Here is a 22,134-nt window from a genome sequence, read left to right as displayed (position 1 = left end):
AGTTGGTACCTCAAGCTAACCCTGTCGAAAATTCGCATAAGATAAGCAGTGGCTTATTATTACTTACGTCTTTGCCTACAGATTTAATTGTCCTATGACAATTACAGATAGCTGGATGTTGTTCATTACTTATTAAATAAATTTATTTACGACTTCCATTTTGAATGAAATCATCTGGAGCCATATGCGTTACCGCAATAGCATTATTATTAGTATAACTCTTTTTTTTCTCCTCTGTGCCGGAGGCACAAGTTTTCTTTTTCACCAATTAATAACAAATCAAAAAAAACTGACCCAGAACTATCTCCAGGCTATTATTAGTAAACTGGACAGTATTATAAGCAATGCAAGCATTGCGGGTCATCGTGCGACAGATCTGCTTAATGGTCAATGTGGCAATAAAGTACAGACTGAAATACGTAAGCTGGTGGCTACACTGCCAGATGTAACAACCATCAATTTACTACAGGGGAAAAACCTTTATTGTTCTTCAGTTTTTGGCAGTGTGAGTTTTACATCAGATGCACATTTCTTCCCCGCTAAATCATTATTTTTAATGAGCGATAGCTCCGTCAATCCTTCTAAATCACTGCTGGTCTATCATGTGTCTCGTGGAGAAAATAGTGTTATGGTAGGCGTAGATAATTATTACATTCAAAATGAATTAAAAAAATATCACGGGAGTTATTCTTACATCATGACGGTGGATGGTATTTCGCTTGATGCCACTGGAAATATTTTCAAAAATCAGTTGTCTGATGGACAGGACACGTATTCCTCGACGCAATTTAAATATAGTGTCAGTGCGTTACCTTTGGCACCGCTTAGTTTACTAACTTTCTGGCAGAGTGAACATGACAGGATTTTACTTATTTTTATAATTTCCGGGGGGCTCTCGATATTATTTTTAAAATACCTTATTCATCGTCAATCGATGTTCTTTATGTTACGAGAAGCGATCGATAATAACCAGCTAGAGCCTTTCATCCAACCGATTGTAGAGGCTCGTAGCGGCAATATTGTTGCAGGTGAGATTTTGATGAGGTGGCAGCACCCGAAATGGGGCAATATTTCGCCGGATCGGTTTATTCCTCTGGCTGAGAAAAATGGTTTGGTAAGCCGCATCACCGAATTGGGCATCCAATCGGTAATCCGAAGCTTTGAATTGTTGGATTTGAAATCGCTTCCATTAACGACGCTATTTTTCAACGTCTCGGCTGCGGATTTTGGGGGCAATAGCTTGTTAAATGCCTGTCAGTTGTTCAGGGATAAAACGGCGAACACGGCATTACATATTGGGTTGGAGATTACCGAAAGAGTCGCCGTTGAGGATTCCGCGTTTGTCAGAGAGGTTTGTCAGCAACTTGATATGCTGGGGGTGACACTCTCAGCAGATGATTTTGGTACTGGCCACTGCAATTATAAGCTGTTGATGCAACTTCGTCCGCGCTACATCAAAATCGATAAACATTTTACCCAAGAAATTGAAACTGACGAGGGCAAAGAAGCCATCGTCCGTAATATCATCGCTATTGCTAAAGACAGGGGGTGCCTGACCATTGCGGAAGGTGTGGAAAGTGCCTCGCAGCGTGAGAAATTGGTCGCGATGGGGGTCAGCTTTTTACAAGGTTACTTCTTTTCGAGGCCTATTGAGGCTGCAGTTTTCTTTGAGAGGTTGCAGCGTTCCACCGCTTTTGTTGAATAAATAAGATTCCGTGTGAACATACGTGCTCGCAATAATCGATATTATAATTGTTATCTGTACATTTTCATGATATATCCTGTATTCATCAAAATATAGATGAAAGTGAACTTAACGATACAATAAATGATATTGGAGTCGAAATGCCACTTCACCATAGTAGTTATATTGATAATAGTAAATTACCTTACTTTTTGAGTTAATGCTCAACCACATTCAGATGATTCGTAAAAATTTCGCGTTGCAATATTAAAGAATGTCGGCGTACAAACAGAAACACAACCTGAAGGGAACGCCGACAACACTAAAAGAGCCATCTTTTGTAGTTTGTACCTTTTTACAAGGTGTTCTTGTAAATAACGCCATCCTTCATAATAAGTCTGAAAGCCTCCCCTGGGTTGGCAATTAGCTGAATATCGGTCAGCGGGTCACCATCAACAAGGATCAGGTCCGCCAGCGCATCTTCTTCAATTACACCTAGTTTGTGTGGGTATGGATTTCTTGGTCCCGACATTGCGCACAGTTCGGCATTGGTACTGGTGGCCATCTTCAGGATTTCAACGGGTTTATACCAGCGTGTAAGTTTGGCGAGTTGCGCCCCCTGACGTGTAGCCAGATGAGCATCAAAGAGAGTATCAGTTCCCCATGCGGTTTTTATCTTATATTGCTTTGCCAGTTGATAGGCTGTGTCGGTACCTGCACACATAACCAGTTGTTTAGCTCGCGACGAGGGCGTCGCCATAGTGACCGCATCTTCATCATCAAGAAAGGGTTGCAGGCACCACCAGATGTGCTTCTCTGCCATCAGTTTTACCGTATCTTCATCAACCATTTGCCCGTGTTCAATACATTTAACTCCACCACTTATCGCCATTGTGACTGCCCGGGACGTATAAGCATGAACGGTTACGTAGGTACCCCAGTTTTCTGCAGCGGTAACGGCAGCCGCTATTTCCGGGACAGACCCTTCAGTCACATCAATACCATCGTACTGTGATGCAACCCCACCACCCGCCATTAATTTTACCTGCGAGGCACCGCGCATAAGCTGCTCTCTGGCACGTAGCAGGACCTGATCCTGACCATCAGCAATAGCAGTAATCCCGACGCGCTCGCTGTAACTTAATGCTTCATTTGGTGCTCGAGGAATATCGCTCAACATTCGAAAATCACCATGCCCACCACTCTGGCTAATAAATGCCCCAGAAGGATAAATACGGGGCCCAATTGCAATCTGTTCGTCAATTGCTCGTTTGAGTCCAAATACCGGGCCGCCCATGTCGCGCACTGTGGTAAACCCGCGTAGCAGCGTGGCTTTTGCTTCAGCGATAGCCAGGGCCTGGATATAGTTAAAATCTGCCGTCATGGCAGTCATCATTGAAGGGCGAGCCATAATAGCGTGCCAGTGTGCATCAATAAGGCCTGGCATTAACACGCCATTATTTCCGTTGATGGTTTCTATGCCTGGAGGGAGAGGTAATCTTGCCGGGACGACCGCTTTGATTTTATTTCCTTCAACGATGATATTAAGCCCGGTACGCAGTGAATCAGAAATACCATCAAACAGGCGTATGTTCGTAAACGCGACAACTCCGGGTGAGGTGGGTTCCGCATCATGAAGGTAACCATCGTTTATAGAAAGTGCTTCTTTAACTGTCTGCGCTGAAACCGGTGGGGCCTGGCGAGCCTCACGTGTCAGGATGGTATTTATTCGGATGAATGCCGGGCTGTGACACAGACAGGCTTCATCATGCATAGGCTCTGTCTTAAGCAAGCGTTTGAGTGCCATGAACTGAATCTCTCGGTAAAGGTAGGGGAATATGGTTTTATAATCTTCGTGTTAAAAAAAACAGTCAAGTAGGTGTAATTGAATACAATATAAAAATCTAACGAAGGTGTTTTATTTGCTTTTAAAATTTAAAAAATAATGCTTTTACAATTAAAATGGTTTAATTGCTAATTAATCGGCAGGCTGGATATTCTGAATGGAATTTTTATGCGATTTATTTGAGCTGCGTCTATGTTATTAAAAGATGACATTGACAATTCTTATGAGGGAGAATGATTGTCGTATTAAGAATGCGAGATGTCGATGAGTGCTTTATTACTGGCGTTTTAATTGCATCTTTATTCCTGGTTTTGTGGTGATTGTTAAAAGTGGAGACACATTTCTTGTATGCCCATACATTTTTCAGTGGATGATTGTGATATCTGTATTGTTATTTTTTGAGGTTAGATATTATTGTTGATAATTATGTTTTTTTCGCTATGGGGGAAATATATTACCATTTATGACAGGGGTTATATCCAGTAAAGTTCCGTCTGATGGGAGTAGTGAAAATGATGATATTTATGCGTCGGTCTTTTTTGCTGCATCGTTGAAAAGAATACGTTCCCTGTTGTTGGGTATTTCTGTACACCTGTCGCAGGTGAGAGCAATAAACGAGATCATCGTTTTTGTATATCATACTGTTGTGACAGAGGTTAACGCTAATCTGCATGCATTTGTTGACGTGGCGAATGGCCAGAATCGCCTGGCGGGACGGAGTTAGTTCACATATTGATGCCGGGATTACCCAGGCCGATAAGTACTAACTGGTTCGTTTCGCTCACAGAGGGTCTGGTTGGCAGGAGCAATCACCTTATCTTCGCACGGTCGATATCCTGTGGGCACGACAAGCAACGGGCTTGCTGCGACGAAGTCGCGATACGCTGCATTGTAATATTGCGACCGGAATTAATGGCTTACATTAATATCTGGGGATGTTGCAGAGAGATGAAGACGGCAGGGACGCTAATTCATTACCTGACCAAAATTCGACCCAAAGAAAAAGGACTTAGATAATCACTTATCTAAGTCCTTGATATTTGGTGGCCCCTGCTGGACTTGAACCAGCGACCAAGCGATTATGAGTCGCCTGCTCTAACCACTGAGCTAAGGGGCCGTGGCGATGGATTATAAAGTAACTCCGCGTTGCAATCCAGACATAAGCGTACGGATGCTGTTTTTATAAACAATGTATTTTCAGTCCGTTATACTTGTTCCTCTGATGTATTGTTCGGAGTAATTATGGTTAAGGACATACTGGCACCGGGGCTGCGGGTGGTATTTTGTGGCATCAATCCGGGGCTCTCTTCTGCGGGTACAGGATTTCCCTTTGCGCATCCCGCGAATCGCTTCTGGAAAGTCATTCATCAGGCGGGATTTACCGATCGTCAGCTTAAGCCCGAAGAGGCGCAACACCTGCTGGACTTCCGCTGCGGCGTGACGAAATTTGTCGACAGGCCGACGGTACAAGCCAATGAAGTGAAGCTCCTGGAGATGCGCAATGGCGGTCGTCTGCTCATTGAGAAAATAGAAGAGTATCAGCCCGCCGCACTCGCAATCCTCGGTAAGCAGGCATTTGAGCAGGGCCTTAGCCAGCGTGGGGCACAGTGGGGGAAACAGACGTTGACCATTGGCGCGACGCAAATATGGGTATTGCCGAATCCCAGCGGTTTAAGCCGGATCACGCTGGATAAACTGGTGGAAGCGTATCGGGAAGTGAACGACGCCCTGCTCAGGCGGGGACTATAAAGAAAAACGCCACCTTGCGGTGGCGTTTATGCTTAAGCGGCGAGATTAATCGTCGAGGAAGCTACGCAGTACTTCAGAGCGGCTCGGGTGGCGCAGTTTACGCAGCGCTTTCGCTTCGATCTGACGGATACGTTCGCGGGTAACGTCGAACTGTTTACCGACTTCTTCCAGCGTGTGGTCGGTGTTCATATCGATACCAAAACGCATACGCAGAACTTTCGCTTCACGAGCGGTCAGGCCAGCCAGAACGTCGTGCGTTGCGGCACGCAGGCTCTCGGTAGTCGCAGAGTCCAGCGGCAGCTCGAGGGTGGTATCCTCGATGAAATCACCCAGATGCGAATCTTCATCATCGCCGATCGGCGTTTCCATGGAGATAGGCTCTTTAGCGATCTTCAGCACTTTACGGATCTTGTCTTCCGGCATCAGCATGCGTTCAGCCAGCTCTTCCGGCGTCGGCTCGCGGCCCATCTCTTGCAGCATCTGACGGGAAATACGGTTGAGCTTGTTAATGGTCTCAATCATATGCACCGGGATACGAATGGTACGCGCCTGATCCGCGATAGAACGGGTGATCGCCTGACGGATCCACCAGGTTGCATAGGTGGAGAACTTATAACCACGACGGTATTCAAACTTATCAACCGCTTTCATCAGACCGATGTTGCCTTCCTGAATCAGATCCAGGAACTGCAGACCACGGTTGGTGTATTTCTTGGCGATAGAGATAACCAGACGTAAGTTCGCTTCAACCATCTCTTTTTTCGCACGGCGGGCTTTCGCTTCACCGATGGACATACGACGGTTGATATCTTTAACCTGCTCGATGGTCAGGCCAGTTTCTTCTTCAATCTGCTGCAGTTTCTGCAGGCCGCGCTGAACGTCATCTGCCACATCGTGCAGTTTTTCAGACCACGGCTTGTTCATCGCGATTGCTGCGTTGAACCAGGTTTCGCTGGTTTCATTGCCAGTGAACAGAGTGATGAAGTTTTTCTTCGGCATTTTGCACTGCTCAACGCAGAGCTTCATGATCAGACGTTCCTGAGTACGCACGCGGTCCATCATGACGCGCATGCTGTTTACCAGGTAGTCGAACTGCTTCGGCACCAGGCGGAACTGTTTGAACACTTCAGACAGCTTCTGAATTTCTTCCTGCGCGGCTGCATGGCTGCGGCCTTTCGCTTTGATAGTGTCGCGAGTGATTTCGTACTGAGTACGCAGTTCACCGAATTTCTCACGCGCTAATTCAGGGTCGATGCTGTTGTCATCATCGCTGCTGTCGTCGTCCTCTTCTTCATCTTCGTCTTCATCGTCGTCCATCTCTTCCTGAGAGAGTTCAGAACCGACGTGTGTCGCCGTTGGCGCCATGTCTTCTTCCGCGTTCGGATCGACAAAGCCGGTGATCAGATCGGAAAGACGTGCTTCTTCAGCTTCTACGCGATCGTATTGCTCAAGCAGGTAGGTGATGGCTTCCGGGTATTCGGCAACAGAGCATTGAACCTGGTTAATCCCGTCTTCGATGCGTTTAGCGATGTCGATTTCGCCTTCACGGGTTAACAGTTCAACGGTACCCATTTCACGCATGTACATACGGACCGGGTCCGTTGTACGACCTATTTCAGACTCAACGCTGGACAGAACCTGGGCAGCCGCTTCTTCAGCGTCTTCATCGGTGCTGTTGGAGGTTTCAGCAAGCAGCAGATCATCGGCATCAGGTGCTTCTTCCATCACCTGAATACCCATGTCATTGATCATTTGGATGATGTCTTCGATTTGATCTGAATCGACGATATCTTCCGGCAGATGGTCATTGACCTCGGCATAGGTCAGATAGCCTTGCTCCTTACCACGTTGGACAAGAAGCTTCAGCTGTGACTGCGGGTTTTGCTCCATAAGACGGTATCCACACTTAATTCGTTTGATTGGTGTTAGGCGGTAAAACCGCCAACGGCAAAACGAGGGCATACTTATATTTTGCCGCTGCCTCTCCGTGCGGCTGTCGGGGGCTTCCCGATAGGTATTCGGCAGTTAAGCCGTTAAATTCATTTTTTTTCCAGGGCCTGTCTGATTTCCCAGAACTCCCTGCGCTCTTCACTGCTCAAACCGTGCGTGCGATCGCGAGCTATCAACTCTTCCTGTCGCTGTTCAAGCATTGAATCAAAAATTCGGTTTAGCGTGTCGGTGAACATTTTTTCAACATTCTCATCCTTTATATCGTTCCAGGTTGAGAGTTTTTCAAGTGTTGCGTATTCACTTGCTCCGCGATAATTCTCTAACAGTTGACCCGTTGTCAGGCCGGGTTGCGCCACACACAGGTTGACCAGTTCGCTGAACAGGTTGAGCCCCGGTAGCTTTGCCTGAGCCAGCCCATGCATAGGTGGTACAAGTGGTGCCAGATTTGGGTTTTGCACCAGTAGTCCTATAAGTATACGCATAGGCGTCTGTTTTATCTGCTGAGGCGGGCGTACCACGCCACTTTCTGCCTGTTTTGGCATTAAACGATCAAGCGCCGCATCGTCAAAGATGCCCAGCTTCAGTCCCAGCGTCTGGCGCAGCTGAATCCGGTGCGCGTCACCTGGCACCTGGCTTATCAGCGGCAGGGCCAGCGCGGCGAGCTGCGTGCTGCCGTCCGGTGAACTGAGATCAACCTGCGGTAAGAGACTGTTAAATAAGAAGACGGAGAGCGGTTGTGCGTGCTCCATCCGTGCTTCAAAGGCCTCTTTACCCTCTTTACGTACCAGCGTGTCCGGATCTTCACCTTCGGGCAGGAACATAAAGCGTAGCTGACGACCGTCGGTCATGTACGGCATCGCGGTTTCCAGCGCACGCCATGCGGCGTCGCGGCCGGCGCGGTCACCGTCGTAACAGCAAATCACGTTGTTTGTCGCACGGAATAACATATGAATGTGGTCCGCCGTGGTCGACGTACCCAGCGAGGCGACGGCGTAGTTGATACCGTATTGCGCCAGCGCGACAACATCCATATACCCTTCGACAACCAGCAGACGCGGTGGTTCAGCGTTGTGCTGCTGGGCTTCATAAAGGCCATACAACTGACGGCCTTTATGGAAAATATCGGTTTCCGGGGAGTTGAGGTATTTTGGCGTATCGTTACCGAGTACGCGGCCACCAAAACCAATCACCCGGCCTCGTTTATCGCGAATCGGGAACATCACGCGATTGCGGAAACGGTCGTAGGTTCTTCCCTGGTCGTTATTGACCAGCATTCCGGCATCGAGCAGCAGCTTCCTGTTGTCGACATTTCCGCCGAAACGTTTTAAGGCGTTATCCCATCCCGGCGGCGCAAAACCAATAGCAAACTGCTGGACAATCTCGGCACTCAGACCGCGTTGCTCCAGATACTGGCGTGCTGGCTCGGCGATGGGTTGGGCGAAGGATTGCTGATAAAAATCATTTAACCCTTCCATTAGCTGATAGAGATTCTGACGCTGGTGACGCTCTATCTGGCTAAGACCTGTTCCGGCTTCATAAGGCACTTCAAGGTTGTGCATTGCGGCCAGTTCTTCGACGGTTTCCACAAACTCGAGCTTGTCATAGTTCATGAGAAAGTCGACGGCGTTGCCATGCGCGCCACACCCAAAGCAGTGATAAAACTGTTTTTCACCGTTTACAGTGAAAGAGGGGGTTTTTTCGTTATGGAACGGACAGCACGCGTGATAATTTTTGCCCTGCTTTTTCAGCTTTACCCGCGCGTCGATGAGATCGACGATGTCGGTTCTTGCCAGCAGGTCATTGATAAATACACGTGGGATTCGTCCAGCCATATGCCCCGTTATTACACTTCATCCTTCAAACTGTCTCTGCGTTGACTGCACTCGCTCACCCCTGTCACTTACTTAAGTAAGCTCCGGGGATTCACTCGCTTGCCGCCTTGATACAGTGTGAATGATTTTGTGTAATTGCTGATGTATAAACGAAAACAAGCCGCGCATTCCTTCCGGAAGCACGGCCTTACAACTACAACTCAGTCTGAATTGAGAGCTTTGGCTCTCAATAGATTAGTACAGACGAGTACGGCGTGCGTTTTCGCGAGCCAGTTTCTTCGCGTGACGTTTCACAGCAGAAGCTTTAGCGCGCTTACGTTCGGTAGTCGGTTTTTCATAGAACTCACGACGACGAACTTCCGCCAGAACACCTGCTTTTTCGCATGAACGCTTGAAGCGACGCAGTGCTACGTCGAACGGCTCGTTTTCACGTACTTTAATTACCGGCATGTAACTCTCACCTTTAATAAATTCGGTTTGCCGCTGGCATCAACGCCAGCTTATTTCAAAATGGTGCGGAATTTTACTGCAATTGCTGCTGCTTTGTAAAGCACCGACGCGATTTTGAAAGGGACTTTTATAAGGACAAGGAGTATACACGAGCGAAACACCTGGGGCGAACAAAGTTTTACATCAACCCGCATTGGTCCTACACTGCGCGGTAATAAAGCGAGGTAAAACAAGTCATGCGTGTACTGGGTATTGAAACATCCTGCGATGAAACCGGCATCGCCATTTACGACGATGAAAAAGGTCTTTTAGCCAACCAATTGTATAGTCAGGTGAAATTACACGCTGACTACGGCGGCGTAGTGCCAGAACTGGCCTCGCGCGATCACGTACGTAAAACCGTACCACTGATCCAGGCCGCGCTGAAAGAGGCGGGACTGACGGCAAAAGAGATTGATGCGGTGGCGTATACCGCAGGTCCTGGTCTGGTTGGCGCGCTGTTGGTCGGCGCTACCGTAGGACGCTCCCTGGCGTTCGCCTGGGGCGTGCCGGCAATTCCTGTACATCATATGGAAGGGCATCTGCTGGCACCGATGCTGGAAGATAATCCTCCTGCTTTTCCGTTCGTCGCACTGCTGGTTTCCGGCGGGCACACGCAACTGATTAGCGTCACCGGTATCGGTCAGTATGAATTGCTGGGCGAATCAATTGATGATGCCGCTGGCGAAGCGTTCGATAAAACGGCCAAGCTACTGGGGCTGGATTATCCAGGCGGCCCAATGCTGTCAAAGCTTGCCTCGCAAGGCGTTGAAAAACGTTTTGTCTTTCCGCGCCCGATGACCGACCGTCCGGGGCTGGATTTCAGCTTCTCCGGCCTGAAAACCTTTGCCGCGAATACCATTCGTAATAACGAAAATGACGATCAGACGCGCGCAGATATCGCTCGTGCGTTTGAAGATGCGGTAGTTGATACGCTGATGATCAAGTGCAAACGCGCGCTGGATCAAACCGGTTTTAAACGTCTGGTGATGGCAGGGGGCGTGAGCGCAAACCGTACGCTACGCGCAAAATTGGCCGAGATGATGCAAAAACGTCGTGGTGAAGTATTTTACGCGCGTCCGGAATTTTGTACTGATAACGGGGCGATGATCGCCTACGCGGGCATGGTGCGTTTTAAAGCGGGCGCAACGGCAGATCTTGGCGTGACCCTGCGTCCACGCTGGCCGCTGGCGGAATTACCGGCGGCGTGATTTTTTGCCCGGTGGCGGCTTCGCTTACCGGGCAGACAAAACCGTGGGCTGCCCCCCGGTGATAAACTGCACTACATCCGCAGCATCCCTTTCTCTTCAAGAAACGCGATAATTTTTTCCAGACCCTCTCCGGATTTTAAATTACTGAACGTCCACGGACGCTCGCCGCGCATACGCAAGGTATCGCGTTCCATCACCTCCAGCGAGGCACCGACGTATGGGGCCAAATCGGTTTTATTGATCACCAGAAAATCGGATTTAGTGATCCCCGGACCACCTTTGCGTGGGATCTTCTCGCCTTCGGCAACGTCGATCACATAGATCGTCAGATCTGCTAATTCCGGACTGAAGGTGGCGCTCAGGTTATCGCCGCCGCTTTCTACAAAAATCAGATCCAGATTGCCGAATTTCTCGCTTAATGCCTCTACGGCAGCCAGATTCATCGATGCATCTTCGCGGATAGCGGTATGCGGGCAGCCGCCGGTTTCCACACCGACGATCCTGTCTGGCTCCAGTGCGCCCGCTTCGGTGAGAATGCGCTGATCTTCTTTGGTGTAGATATCGTTGGTGACTACTGCCAGTTGATAGCTGCTGCGCATGGCTTTACATAACGCTTCCAGCAGCGCCGTTTTGCCCGAACCGACCGGGCCGCCAACGCCCACGCGCAGGGGATGCTTGCTGTTACTCATTTTTTCTCCTCAGGAGCGGAATAATCGGGAATATTGCGTTTCATGCCGGGCAGATGCGATTGCAGCCAGCGGCGTTGCGGAGCCGAGACTGGCATCAGGACACGCCAGCGCCTGTGCCAGGCCCTGCGCATAGCGATCGCATAGCGCAATAATCAAACGCTGGGCTGCCTGTTGACCAAAGGGAACCAGTTTGACGCCAGCCATCACTGCGCTCTCAATCCAGCTGTAGCCGAGGCTTAACGCCAGTTCGGTCAGGGGGATTTTCCAGCGCACACCCAGCCAGGCCATGCCGCAAAGCTGGCTGTCGACAAAGAGCGTTCGCCACTCCCGCGAGCAATCTGCTTCCCAATCGGTGACCAGTCGCGTAAACGCTGCGCCCCGACAGCGTTCTTCATCCCGCAGTTCGCGGGTTTCCCGGCAGGCCAACAGGTAAGCGGTCCAGCGGCGCGCTGCGGTGAGATCGCCCTGCTCGCAGGCGCGATACAGCCTCGCCAGCAGCGGTAGGTCGACGGTAAAAAAGTTCTGCTCCATCTGCTGAATTTGCCAGTCAGAGAAGTCATCGACGCTTTTCACCCAGCCGATTTCCACCGCCCATTCCAGGCCCTGGGACCAGGTAAACGACCCCACCGGGAGCGCGCTGCTGGCGAGCTGCATCAGACGTAGCTGTTGGGTGTTATGCATCAGTGTGCATGCCCGTGATGATGCCCGTGGGATTCACTGGCATAAGCGCCTGCTTCCGGTTCAAACGGTAGCTGAGCGAACGTCACCTCGAGGTTGAACTGGCGCAGCATGGCGTCCAGCACGTGATCGTGGTGGTAGCGCAGCTCATCGGGCAGAATTTGCAGCGGAACGTGGCGATTGCCGAGGTGATAACAGGCTTTGGCGAGCAGGAAAGGATCGACGCAGTGCACCACGGAAACCGACTCCGGCGCGGCGATCACTTCGATCACCTCGCTGCCATCTTCGGTGGCCAGCAGGTCGCCACCGCGTAACAGCAAACCGCGCGGTAGCATCAGCCCGGCTTCGCGACCGTCGTTCAGCGCTACTCTGGCGCGACTTTTTACGCGCATATCAATGGGTAGCGTGACGCTTGCGGTGACGCGGTGGGCGTGGTCAAGGCGTTGGGTCAGGTAGATCATCGTCACTCCTCAAAACAGAAAATAGCGTTGCGCCATCGGCAAAACGTTTGCCGGTTCGCTGGTAATCAGTTCGCCATCAATACGCACCTCGTAGGTCTGAGCATCGACAGTGATATTGGGTTGCAGGTCGTTGTGGATCATGTCGGCCTTTTTCACCGTTCTGCACCCTTTGACGACGGCGATGGCGCTTTGCAGGTTGAGATGCTGCGGGATGTTTTGCGCGTCAGCGGCCTGCGAAATAAAGGTCAACCGGGTGTGATGCCGCGCTGCACCAAGTGCGCCAAACATCATGCGGTAATGCACCGGCTGCGGGGTGGGAATCGAGGCATTGATGTCGCCCATCGGCGCACAGGCGATCATCCCGCCTTTAACGATCGTCGCCGGTTTTACGCCAAAGAATGCCGGTGACCACAGCACCAGATCAGCCAGTTTGCCAGGTTCAACGGAGCCGACTTCATGGGCGATACCGTGGGTTAGCGCCGGATTGATGGTGTATTTGGCGACGTAGCGTTTAACGCGCAGGTTGTCGTTGTCGCCGGTTTCTTCAGCCAGTGGGCCACGCTGCGCCTTCATACGGTGTGCCACCTGCCAGGTGCGCAGGATCACTTCGCCCACGCGCCCCATTGCCTGTGAATCGGACGAGGTCAGGGAAAACGCGCCAATGTCATGCAGCACATCTTCGGCAGCGATCGTTTCCCGGCGAATGCGTGATTCGGCAAAGGCCACGTCTTCGGCGATATCTGGATCGAGATGGTGGCAAACCATCAGCATGTCGAGATGCTCGTCGATGGTGTTGACGGTATAAGGCAGCGTCGGGTTGGTGGAGGAGGGCAAAATATTCGGATGTGCGCAGGCGGTGATGATATCCGGCGCATGACCGCCGCCCGCGCCTTCGGTATGGAAGGTATGAATGGTACGATCGCCAATCGCCGCCAGCGTATCTTCCACGAAACCGGACTCATTGAGCGTGTCGCTGTGCAACGCTACCTGGATGTCCATTTCGTCGGCCACGGTCAGCGCGCAGTCGATGGCGGCGGGCGTGGCGCCCCAGTCTTCATGGATCTTCAGGCCAATGGCACCGGCCGTGATTTGCTCGCGCAGGGCGTCAGGGTTTGAGCCGTTACCCTTGCCCAGCAAACCAATATTAACCGGCAACGCGTCTGCCGCCTGCAGCATGCGCGCGATGTACCACGGACCCGGCGTACAGGTGGTGGCGTGAGTTCCGGCGGCCGGTCCGGTGCCGCCGCCTACCATCGTCGTCACGCCGGAAACCAGCGCTTCTTGCGCCTGCTGCGGGCAGATCCAGTGAATATGCGTATCCACGCCGCCCGCGGTGACGATCTTACCCTCCCCGGCGATGACTTCAGTTCCCACACCTATCGGGATCGTGACGTTGGGCTGAATATCAGGGTTGCCCGCTTTGCCGATGGCGAAGATCCTGCCAGCTTTGATGCCGATATCCGCTTTCACGATCCCCCAGTGATCGACGATCAACGCGTTGGTTATTACCAGATCCACACACGCTTGCGCGCACATTTGTCCCTGACCCATACCGTCGCGGATCACTTTGCCGCCGCCGAATTTGACCTCTTCGCCGTAGGTGGTGAAGTCTTTTTCCACCTCGATCCACAGGTCAGTATCCGCCAGTCGCACCTTATCGCCGGTGGTTGGGCCAAACATGTCGGCGTACGCCTGCCGGGAAATTTCACTCATTATCTGCCTCCAGCGCGCCCATCACTTCGCTGCGAAACCCGACGATCCTTTGTGCGCCAGCGACGCGCACCAGTTCGACTTCGCGTTTTTGTCCCGGCTCAAAACGTACCGCCGTGCCCGCCGCAATGTTCAGACGAAAGCCGCGTGCGGCCAGCCTGTCAAAGCGCAGTGCCGGGTTCACTTCAGAAAAGTGATAGTGCGATCCCACCTGGATGGGTCTGTCGCCATGATTTTCCACCACGATCGTGCAGGTCTCCCGCCCTTGGTTGAGCGCGATATTGCCTTTTGCGATTTGATATTCACCTGGGATCATTACCGCTCCTTAGACGATCGGGTTGTGGACGGTGACCAGCTTCGAGCCGTCCGGAAACGTGGCTTCAACCTGAATATCCGGGATCATTTCCGGTACGCCTTCCATCACCTGATCGCGACGCAGCACGTGACGTCCGTCTTCCATCAGTGCGGCCACGGTTTGCCCGTCGCGCGCGCCTTCCATGATGAAAGCGCTAATCAGCGCCACCGATTCCGGGTAGTTCAGCTTCAGCCCTCGGGCCAGACGACGTTCCGCTACCAGTGCGGCGGTAAACAGCAACAACTTATCTTTTTCTCTGGGAGTCAGTTCCATAAGGGTTCTCTTAGGTTTGCCAGATTCGCGGTAGTACAGGCGTTTTATGTGTCAGCAGCGGGCGCAGGAATTGCCAGATGTCACGCATAACGCGCTGTACAATCAGGTTGTCGTCGGCAAGAAAGCGGATTGTCAGCAGCGAGTCATTAAGCGTTGCTCCGGCGTAATCGCCAAGTGATGTAAGCCGTTCGCGCGTGCCCTCCAGCATGTGTTCGCTGGCCGGATAACACAGCAACGTGCCGACCCAGGGATGATGCGCAACGCCACTCAGGTCTCCCTCCTGCAACTGCAAGCGTTCTATCAGCAGCGGCTGGCCATCCCGCCACACTTCCAGACGGTTTTGCAGCACGCCGTGGCTGAAGATTTCTTGCATAACCGGTCGCCCGAGACACAGTAGATCCCAGGCCAGCAAGCGACTCTCTGATGCGATGTGAAAGACGGACTGAATAACAGCGTTGGCGCCGGGAAAGAGGATCGTATCCTGCGGCAGCCACTCCAGCGTGGCATTCGAAGCGAGCGTGAAATGCTGGTGCAGCAACGCTTGTGGCCCACGACTGCGATAAAACTTGCCCGCGCCGGGCTGGGTGATTAACGCATGGCTGTTTTCGTCGAGTGTGACGGCAATATGAAGCTCATCTCCGCCAACGATCCCCGCCGGTGGATGAAGCAAATAGAGGTGACAGACGTCCTCTTCCGGGTAAAACGGACGCTGAACCGTCAATGGACCATGATGACGCGCCGAGGCGAGCACCGTTTTGTGCCCAGTGCGGGTAAAATGCAGATCCAGTTCGGCCTGCCAGCCCCTTGTGAGTGTCTCGTGCGCAACCGTGTCCAGAGCGTTTCTCTTATCAGCATGAGGGTGTTTGCATACAAAAAAGTATGCCTCAGCGCATCGGGAAATCGATCATATGAGAAGCTTATGGATTAAGGGGCGACAATACGCCGCCCCACCAGGGTTTTACAGTAAAACGAGGGGCATCCAGACCAGACCGGTGATCACCAGCAGAACGAGAAAAATCAGGCCAAAAATAGCGCCGAGCCGCCAGTAATCCACCGTCGGCAAATAGCCGCTGCCGTAGTAGATAGGGCTAGGACCGGTGGCGTAAGGGGTCAGAATGCTGCCCAGACCAATGGCGGCACCAACCATCAGGCAGAAGACCGGTAATGGGATTTCCGGCATCGCCAGCGCGGCGGCAATCATCATTGGCGCCAGGGCAGAGGTATACGCCGTGGCGCTGGCAAAGAAGTAGCGTAGCAGGTAGAACACCACGATGAGCGCCACCATCACCATCATCGGCGAATAGCCGCTCAGTCCTCCCGCCAGCAGTTTGCCAAACCAGGAGATAAAGCCGGTGTTGTTCAGTCCGGTGGCGAGCGTGATCAGCGAGGCCAGCCAGAAAAAGACGTTCCACGCGGCTTTATTACTGACGATGTCATCCCAACTGATGATGCGCAAAACCAGCATCAAGGCCACTACGCTGTATCCGACCATCGCGGCGTCAATAAAATCGCCGCCGAAGATCCACAGTACCAGCGCGCCGACCATCAGCACCAGCATCTTTTTCTCGCGAGCGCAGAGCGGTCCCATCGCTTTTAGCTCTGTATCCGCCCAGCGTGGAACCTGATCGCCGGATTTCAGTACCGGTGGGTACAACACATACGCCAACCACGGCACGGTCAACACCAGCAAAATGCTCAGCGGCAGCATGCCTAAGAACCAGTCGCCCCAGCTCAGCGCCGTGTGGGACGCACCTTTCATCAGGCCGATCAACAGCAGGTTCGGTGCCATCGCCGTTAAGAAAATGGCGCTGGTGACGCAGTCGGCGACAATGCCCATCCACATGATGTATGAGCCAATGGAGCGTGAACTGGTACTATTGGGCTGTGAGTTATACAGCGGCGGCAGGTTGCGGATAATCGGGTAGATTATTCCGGCTCCGCGTGCGGAGTTGGAAGGTGTGACGGGGGCGAGGATAAGCTCAGAGAACATCACCGCATAGCCGAGAAACAGCGTCCGGTGCCCCATCTTTTTCACCAGCATCAGCGCGATACGCCGACCGAGTCCGGTTTTCTCATAGCCGGTACCAAACATAAAGGCCGCGAAGATCAGCCAGATAACCGAGTTTGAAAAGCCAGATACCGCCCACGACAGTGATTTGGCGGTAAATTTAAAACCGTCCTGCGCGAGTTGCTCCGGGCTGAACAGCAGCCACGGTGAAAGGACGGCGATGATCGAAATGCCAATCATCGCCACTACCGCGCCCGGTACAGGTTCCAGAATAAGCCCGACAATCACACCGGTAAAGACGGCAAAATAGAGCCATGTATGACTCTCAAGACCGGTGGGGACGGGAAGAACAGCAATAATGGCGATGACCACCAGCGGAGCCAGGTATCGCCACCAACCAGCTAAAGGTGCCATTGTTGTACCCCTGCGAAGAGGGAGAGGCGTTACGCCCCTCCGGGAGGGTTATTTGATGTAGTGCACGTGCTCGCAGATTTCATCGACGATAGGATCGCGACGTTCAGCGAACAGCTTTTTGTTTTCGGCAATCAGGTTATTGCCGTGGGTATCGATGGAAACGATCAGCGGGCCAAACTCTTTTACCCGGCATACCCACAGAGATTCCGGCATGCCGAGTTCGGTCCAGTGTACCTCTTCAATTTCTTCAACCTGAGTTGCCGCCACGACCGCACAGCCTGCGGGGAAGATGACGTGCAGCGCTTTGAACTGCTTACAGCCTTCTTCCGTCAGCGGTCCCATGCCGCCCTTGCCGACCACCAGCTTGACGCCCGTCTGCTCGATAAAGTCTTTCTCAAACGCTTCCATACGCATGCTGGTAGTTGGGCCAACGGAGACCATCTCCCATTTATCACCGTTCTTACGGACGATCGGGCCCGCATGGAAAATGGCTTTGCCGTTCAGGTCATAAGGAATCGGGCGCTTCAATTCGATCAGGCGGCGGTGGCAAACGTCACGGCAGGTCACCAGCGTGCCGCTCAGGTAAATGACATCGCCAACGCGAATGTCTGCCAGATCTTCGGCTTTGATCGGGGTTGTGAGGATCTTTTTCATAACGCGCTCCGGGTGTGAGACAAGTTTTCGAAGGAGAGGTCGGCATGAACCAACAGCGTGCCGCGACGGTGCGCCCAGCAGCCGGTAGAGACGGCAACGCCGATAGTCGACGGGTGGCGCGCGGCGGATTCGATATGTACGCCCATCACCGAGCTATTCCCGGTCAACCCTTGCGGCCCAATGCCCAGACGGTTAAGCCCTTCTTCCAGACGCAGTTCCAGCTCAGCCGCTTTTGGGTTTGGATGGCGTGATCCGATAGGGCGTAGCACCGCTTTACGAGAAAGCACGGCAGCGGTTTCTACAGAGGTGGCTATACCCACACCTACCAATACCGGCGGACAGGCGTTAACAGCCAGCGTGGAGATATTTTCGAAGACAAATTTCACCACGCCTTCATAGCCTTCAGAAGGCATTAACACTTTTGAGCGCCCTGGCAGCGTACAGCCGCCGCCTGCCATGTAGACTTCGATTTCCGCGTCATCATTATCAGGGATGATGTCCCAGGTGACCCACGGCACGCCCGTACCGGTATTTTTTCCGGTATTCACTTCGTCAAAAATCTCAACCGCGTTATGGCGCAGCGGCGCTTTTACCGTAGCGTCTTCAACGGCCTGTTTCAGAATGCTTTGCAGTTCGCCGAGGAGCGGAAAACGGGAACCAACCTTCACAAAAAACATGATCTCACCGGTGTCCTGGCAGGCTGGACGATTCAGGTCGATTGCCTTCTGCATGTTGTCAAACATGGTGTGGTAGATGATTTTACCCATCGGCGAGGTTTCGCCTTCACGCAGTTGCTTTAATTTATCCACAACGTCGTCAGGCATGCGGGTAGAAATCATGGCGGTAAAGTCGGCGACAATGTTCGTCAGCGTAGTTATCGCATGTTGGTTATTTTGATTGCTCATCTTATTAACTCCAGTTCTTTTATTTATCTGGAAATAAACTCTCCGCCACAAATTAACACTAAAAATGTGGATTTATATTATTTGGCACTGTGAATATCCAATTAACAGTTCGTGAATGATGTCCAGATAAGGCAATAAAAATTGCGGCAGAGCAGGGTTTAATACGCATGAGAGAATTACACTGCGGTTAATCACATTACGGATTACCGATCATGCTGAACACGTATCCCCTGGCGAAAGACCTGCAGGTGCTGGTTGAAATTGTTCATAGCGGCAGCTTTAGCGCCGCCGCCGCGACGCTGGGCCAGACGCCTGCGTTTGTGACGAAGCGCATTCAGATCCTTGAGTCTACGCTAGGGGCTACGTTGCTAAGCCGCTCGGCACGCGGCGTGGCGCTAACGGAGAGTGGTCAACGTTGCTATGAACACGCGCAGGCGATCCTCGCAAGCTATCAGCATTTGGTCGATGACGTTACGCAACTCAAAACGCGTCCGGCAGGGATGATTCGTATCGGCTGTAGCTTTGGTTTTGGGCGCAGTTATATTGCACCGGCAATTACAGAATTGATGCACAGCTATCCTGAATTACAGGTACATTTCGAACTTTACGATCGGCAAATTGATTTGGCGCAGGATAATATCGATTTGGATATTCGCATCAATGATGAGATTCCTGATTATTATATTGCGCATTTGTTAACGAAAAACAAAAGGATATTATGCGCGGCACCGACGTATTTACAGAAATACGGTGAGCCGACGACGTTACCAGAATTAATTCGACATGATTGCCTGGTCACCAAAGAACGGGATATGACTCACGGGGTGTGGGAACTGGATAACGGTCAGGAGAAAAAGTCGGTTAAGGTGGCGGGACATCTTTCTTCTAACAGTGGTGAGATTGTGCTGCAGTGGGCGCTGCAGGGAAAAGGGATTATGTTGCGTTCCGAATGGGACCTGCAGCCATTTCTGGCTAGCGGGGAACTGGTGCGGGTGCTGCCGGACTATGCGCAAAGCGCCAATATCTGGGCGGTTTATCAGGAGCCGCTGTATCGCAGCGTGAAGCTTCGCGTGTGCGTGGAGTTTCTGGCGACGTGGTGTCAGCGTCGATTAGGTAAGCCGGTGGAAGGGTATCACATCCCCGAGGCCGGATAAGACGCCGACGCGTCACTATCCGACAATAAAATCACTCGGGGTCTTTTTCGCGTTTTTTCTTCAACTTGGTCCAGATCTTCGGTTCCTGACGACGCCACAGGCGCTGAATGTTGTCATGGTGACGAAGCAGAATTAAGCACGACAACATGGACACCGGGAAAGTGAATTGGGGATTGAACCACCAGACGTAAAAAGGGGCAATCAGTGCGCTGACAATAGCGCCTAACGACGAATAGCCGCTTAACAGGACGGTTAGCAGCCAGGTTCCGGCCATCACGCCGGTTAAATCCCAGCCAATCGGCGCAATTGCGCCAAAGGCGGTGGCAACGCCTTTCCCACCTTTAAAACCGAAGAATACCGGCCAAATGTGTCCCAGACAGGCGGCGATTGCGATCAATCCCAGCCAGAAGGGGCTGATGCCTAGCGCATAGGCACCCCAGACGGGTAACATACCTTTCAGGACGTCGAAAATCAGCACCGCGACGGCGGCTCCCTTGCCACCGATTCGCAATACATTCGTCGCGCCCGGATTCCCAGAACCACTGTCCCGCGGGTCCGGCAATCCAGCAAGGCGGCATACCAGAATAGCACTGGAAATTGAGCCACAGAGGTACGCGAAGATAATCATTCCAGGCGCGATTGCACTCATAAGCTGTTCCGTTTTGAAAATGTCGTGTAAAACGCTACTTCTGTGGATAATACGCATATTTCGCCGGAAGTGGTATCCGGGTTAGCCAAAAAGCAGGCAGGTCGTGATGGATATTGTATTTATAGAGCAACTTTCCGTAATCACCACTATCGGTGTTTACGACTGGGAACAAACGATTGAACAGCAGTTGGTGTTCGATATCGAAATGGCGTGGGATAACCGCAAAGCGGCTAAAAGCGATGATGTGGCTGATTGCCTGAGCTATGCTGATATTGCACAAACGGTTGTTAACCATGTGGAATGTGGGCGTTTTGCGCTGGTAGAACGTGTGGCGGAAGAGGTGGCGGATATGCTACTTAGCCGCTTTAATTCACCATGGGTGCGGATCAAACTCAGTAAACCTGGTGCGGTAGCCCGTGCGGCAAACGTCGGGGTCGTCATTGAGCGTGGCAATAATCTGAAAGAAAATAATTAATTTAATAATTTCTAAATCAAACGGGTATAAAAGAGTCCTTTCGTCGGCTCTTTTTTGCCGTGGTTTCTCTATCTAGGGGTTTATTAATGAGTGATATGCACTCGCTGCTGGTGGCGGCAATTTTGGGTGTGGTCGAAGGATTGACGGAATTTTTACCCGTTTCCAGTACCGGCCATATGATTATTGTTGGCCACCTGTTGGGTTTTGAGGGTGATACCGCAAAAACATTCGAGGTGGTGATCCAGTTGGGGTCTATTCTGGCAGTGGTGGTGATGTTCTGGCGACGTTTGTTTGGCCTGATCGGCATTCACTTCGGCAAGGACCCACATGAAGGGACAGGCAAAGGTCGGCTGACGCTGGGACATATCCTGTTGGGGATGATTCCGGCCGTTGTACTGGGGCTGGTGTTCCACGACACCATCAAGTCGCTGTTTAACCCGATCAACGTGATGTATGCGCTGGTGGTTGGGGGCGTGCTGCTGATTGCCGCAGAATGCCTGAAGCCGAAAGAGCCGCGCGCGCCGGGTCTGGATGATATGACCTATCGCCAGGCGTTTATGATTGGCTGTTTTCAGTGTCTGGCGCTGTGGCCGGGCTTTTCTCGTTCCGGTGCGACGATTTCTGGCGGTATGCTGATGGGGGTGAGCCGTTACGCGGCTTCTGAGTTTTCATTCCTGCTGGCGGTACCGATGATGATGGGCGCCACGGCGCTGGATCTTTACAAAAGCTGGTCGTTCCTCAGCGCATCAGATATACCGATGTTTGCAGTTGGCTTCGTGACGGCATTTATTGTGGCGCTGGTCGCGATCAAAACCTTCCTGCAGCTGATTAAGCGCATTTCGTTCATTCCGTTTGCGATTTACCGCTTTATTGTGGCCGCTGCCGTTTACGTCGTGTTCTTCTGATGACTAACCTGGTGCCGGATGGCGGCGTTCCGCCTTATCCGGC

The 22,134-nt window shown here is 52.0% G+C and carries 21 protein-coding genes, 1 tRNA gene and 1 pseudogene; 7 read left to right on the top strand and 16 right to left on the bottom strand.

The window, feature by feature from the left end; translation table 11 throughout:
* Window positions 1-184 precede the first annotated feature (184 nt).
* Window positions 185-1,705, top strand: coding sequence for an EAL domain-containing protein (locus OGY15_RS04930; protein WP_286538577.1), 1,521 nt, complete (start codon window positions 185-187; stop codon window positions 1,703-1,705).
* Window positions 1,706-2,039: 334 nt separating this feature from the next.
* Here the strand turns inward: OGY15_RS04930 and OGY15_RS04925 are convergent, their stop codons facing one another.
* Window positions 2,040-3,491: a metal-dependent hydrolase family protein gene (locus OGY15_RS04925; RefSeq protein WP_151217782.1), complete on the bottom strand. Its 1,452-nt coding sequence runs from the start codon at window positions 3,489-3,491 to the stop codon at window positions 2,040-2,042.
* Window positions 3,492-4,249: 758 nt separating this feature from the next.
* Between OGY15_RS04925 and OGY15_RS04920 the strand changes: the two are divergent.
* Window positions 4,250-4,456 (top strand): annotated as a pseudogene (locus tag OGY15_RS04920) (hypothetical protein); the annotation flags it as partial.
* Between the two features lie 115 nt (window positions 4,457-4,571).
* Here the strand turns inward: OGY15_RS04920 and OGY15_RS04915 are convergent.
* Window positions 4,572-4,647, bottom strand: a tRNA-Ile gene (locus OGY15_RS04915).
* A gap of 125 nt (window positions 4,648-4,772) precedes the next feature.
* Between OGY15_RS04915 and mug the strand changes: the two genes are divergently transcribed.
* Window positions 4,773-5,279: a G/U mismatch-specific DNA glycosylase gene (gene mug / locus OGY15_RS04910; RefSeq protein WP_187259032.1), complete on the top strand. Its 507-nt coding sequence runs from the start codon at window positions 4,773-4,775 to the stop codon at window positions 5,277-5,279.
* 45 nt (window positions 5,280-5,324) lie between these two features.
* On the opposite strand, the gene rpoD is transcribed toward mug, so the two are convergent.
* The 3 genes from rpoD to rpsU form a co-directional block, all read right to left on the bottom strand.
* Window positions 5,325-7,169, bottom strand: coding sequence for an RNA polymerase sigma factor RpoD (gene rpoD / locus OGY15_RS04905; RefSeq protein ID WP_151217760.1), 1,845 nt, complete (start codon window positions 7,167-7,169; stop codon window positions 5,325-5,327).
* Window positions 7,170-7,318: 149 nt separating this feature from the next.
* A complete protein-coding gene (dnaG, locus tag OGY15_RS04900; RefSeq protein ID WP_151217759.1) occupies window positions 7,319-9,061 on the bottom strand; it encodes a DNA primase in 1,743 nt (580 codons plus the stop codon).
* A gap of 234 nt (window positions 9,062-9,295) precedes the next feature.
* Window positions 9,296-9,511, bottom strand: coding sequence for a 30S ribosomal protein S21 (rpsU, locus tag OGY15_RS04895; protein WP_001144069.1), 216 nt, complete (start codon window positions 9,509-9,511; stop codon window positions 9,296-9,298).
* Between the two features lie 236 nt (window positions 9,512-9,747).
* Here rpsU and tsaD point away from each other — a divergent pair, with 236 nt between their 5' ends.
* Window positions 9,748-10,761, top strand: a complete 1,014-nt coding sequence (tsaD, locus tag OGY15_RS04890) for a tRNA (adenosine(37)-N6)-threonylcarbamoyltransferase complex transferase subunit TsaD (RefSeq protein WP_286538572.1) — start codon at window positions 9,748-9,750, stop codon at window positions 10,759-10,761.
* A gap of 71 nt (window positions 10,762-10,832) precedes the next feature.
* Here tsaD and ureG read toward each other — a convergent pair whose 3' ends face one another.
* The 10 genes from ureG to ttdA form a co-directional block, all read right to left on the bottom strand.
* Window positions 10,833-11,450, bottom strand: a complete 618-nt coding sequence (gene ureG / locus OGY15_RS04885) for an urease accessory protein UreG (protein ID WP_115601438.1) — start codon at window positions 11,448-11,450, stop codon at window positions 10,833-10,835.
* 9 nt (window positions 11,451-11,459) lie between these two features.
* Entirely contained in the window at window positions 11,460-12,131 is a 672-nt protein-coding gene (locus tag OGY15_RS04880; RefSeq protein WP_187253275.1) for an urease accessory protein UreF, read from the bottom strand.
* Complete coding sequence (gene ureE, locus OGY15_RS04875; RefSeq protein WP_187259029.1) at window positions 12,131-12,589, bottom strand: urease accessory protein UreE; 459 nt, start codon at window positions 12,587-12,589, stop codon at window positions 12,131-12,133. The genes OGY15_RS04880 and ureE overlap by 1 nt, the downstream gene beginning before the upstream one ends.
* Before the next feature lie 9 nt (window positions 12,590-12,598).
* Window positions 12,599-14,302 carry an urease subunit alpha gene (gene ureC, locus OGY15_RS04870; protein WP_286538565.1) on the bottom strand — a complete coding sequence of 568 codons (1,704 nt, stop codon included), beginning with the start codon at window positions 14,300-14,302 and terminating at the stop codon, window positions 12,599-12,601.
* Window positions 14,295-14,615 (bottom strand): urease subunit beta, encoded by a 321-nt coding sequence (locus tag OGY15_RS04865; RefSeq protein WP_210905389.1) that lies wholly within the window; start codon window positions 14,613-14,615, stop codon window positions 14,295-14,297. The genes ureC and OGY15_RS04865 overlap by 8 nt, the downstream gene beginning before the upstream one ends.
* A 9-nt stretch (window positions 14,616-14,624) precedes the next feature.
* Window positions 14,625-14,927: an urease subunit gamma gene (locus tag OGY15_RS04860; RefSeq protein ID WP_003024678.1), complete on the bottom strand. Its 303-nt coding sequence runs from the start codon at window positions 14,925-14,927 to the stop codon at window positions 14,625-14,627.
* Between the two features lie 10 nt (window positions 14,928-14,937).
* Window positions 14,938-15,762 carry an urease accessory protein UreD gene (locus tag OGY15_RS04855; RefSeq protein ID WP_210905456.1) on the bottom strand — a complete coding sequence of 275 codons (825 nt, stop codon included), beginning with the start codon at window positions 15,760-15,762 and terminating at the stop codon, window positions 14,938-14,940.
* 123 nt (window positions 15,763-15,885) lie between these two features.
* Window positions 15,886-17,349 carry an anion permease gene (locus OGY15_RS04850; RefSeq protein ID WP_151224372.1) on the bottom strand — a complete coding sequence of 488 codons (1,464 nt, stop codon included), beginning with the start codon at window positions 17,347-17,349 and terminating at the stop codon, window positions 15,886-15,888.
* 48 nt (window positions 17,350-17,397) lie between these two features.
* Window positions 17,398-18,003, bottom strand: coding sequence for a L(+)-tartrate dehydratase subunit beta (gene ttdB, locus OGY15_RS04845; RefSeq protein ID WP_187253270.1), 606 nt, complete (start codon window positions 18,001-18,003; stop codon window positions 17,398-17,400).
* Window positions 18,000-18,908: a L(+)-tartrate dehydratase subunit alpha gene (ttdA, locus tag OGY15_RS04840; protein WP_016150995.1), complete on the bottom strand. Its 909-nt coding sequence runs from the start codon at window positions 18,906-18,908 to the stop codon at window positions 18,000-18,002. Before ttdA ends, ttdB begins: the two co-directional genes overlap by 4 nt.
* Window positions 18,909-19,120: 212 nt before the next feature.
* Between ttdA and ttdR the strand changes: the two genes are divergently transcribed.
* On the top strand, window positions 19,121-20,062 hold the full coding sequence (ttdR, locus tag OGY15_RS04835; protein WP_210905387.1) for an L-tartrate utilization transcriptional activator TtdR: 942 nt from the start codon (window positions 19,121-19,123) through the stop codon (window positions 20,060-20,062).
* A gap of 31 nt (window positions 20,063-20,093) precedes the next feature.
* Here ttdR and plsY read toward each other — a convergent pair whose 3' ends face one another.
* Window positions 20,094-20,711, bottom strand: a complete 618-nt coding sequence (plsY, locus tag OGY15_RS04830) for a glycerol-3-phosphate 1-O-acyltransferase PlsY (RefSeq protein WP_151217751.1) — start codon at window positions 20,709-20,711, stop codon at window positions 20,094-20,096.
* A 106-nt stretch (window positions 20,712-20,817) separates the two neighbouring features.
* Here plsY and folB point away from each other — a divergent pair, with 106 nt between their 5' ends.
* Both folB and bacA read left to right on the top strand, forming a co-directional pair.
* A complete protein-coding gene (gene folB, locus OGY15_RS04825) occupies window positions 20,818-21,186 on the top strand; it encodes a bifunctional dihydroneopterin aldolase/7,8-dihydroneopterin epimerase (RefSeq protein ID WP_286538559.1) in 369 nt (122 codons plus the stop codon).
* Between the two features lie 86 nt (window positions 21,187-21,272).
* Window positions 21,273-22,091, top strand: a complete 819-nt coding sequence (bacA, locus tag OGY15_RS04820; RefSeq protein ID WP_151224367.1) for an undecaprenyl-diphosphate phosphatase — start codon at window positions 21,273-21,275, stop codon at window positions 22,089-22,091.
* Window positions 22,092-22,134: the final 43 nt, after the last annotated feature.

Origin of the sequence: Citrobacter sp. Cu231 (assembly GCF_030332265.1) — a bacterium.
Taxonomy (GTDB): Bacteria; Pseudomonadota; Gammaproteobacteria; order Enterobacterales; family Enterobacteriaceae; genus Citrobacter; species Citrobacter meridianamericanus.
Note: the sequence above shows the minus strand (reverse complement) of the source record. Positions and strands in the feature narration are given on the sequence as shown.